Source organism: Tritonibacter sp. SIMBA_163, assembly GCF_046535935.1.
Classification (GTDB): domain Bacteria; phylum Pseudomonadota; class Alphaproteobacteria; order Rhodobacterales; family Rhodobacteraceae; genus Epibacterium; species Epibacterium scottomollicae.
Window position 1 is genome coordinate 1 of record NZ_JAWJBP010000685.1, and the last position, 261, is coordinate 261.

The 261-nt window shown below is 36.0% G+C and carries 1 protein-coding gene; it reads right to left on the bottom strand.

What is annotated here, in order from left to right; translation table 11 throughout:
- Positions 1–208 (bottom strand): HU family DNA-binding protein (locus R0J92_RS24060; protein ID WP_411053531.1); only part of this gene is annotated, 208 nt, incomplete at its 3' end.
- Positions 209–261: the final 53 nt, after the last annotated feature.

The following is a 261-nucleotide window of genomic DNA, read 5'->3' on the forward strand; positions in this document are numbered from 1 at the left end:
CGATTTCTTCACCAGTTGAAGGGTTTCTTCCCTTGCGAGCTGCACGTGTTGCTGATTCAAATCCACCAAAACCTGCAATCTTAACTTGTCCGCCTTCTTTTAATACAGATGTAATTTCATCTAATGTCGTATCAATTACCGAAGCAACTTCTTTCTTAGAAAATCCTGTTTTTTCAACCACTGCTGAGACTAATTCTGTTTTATTCATTTTAAAACCTCCTGGTTATATGTGTAATTTGTATTTTAAAAATCAGGGATGGT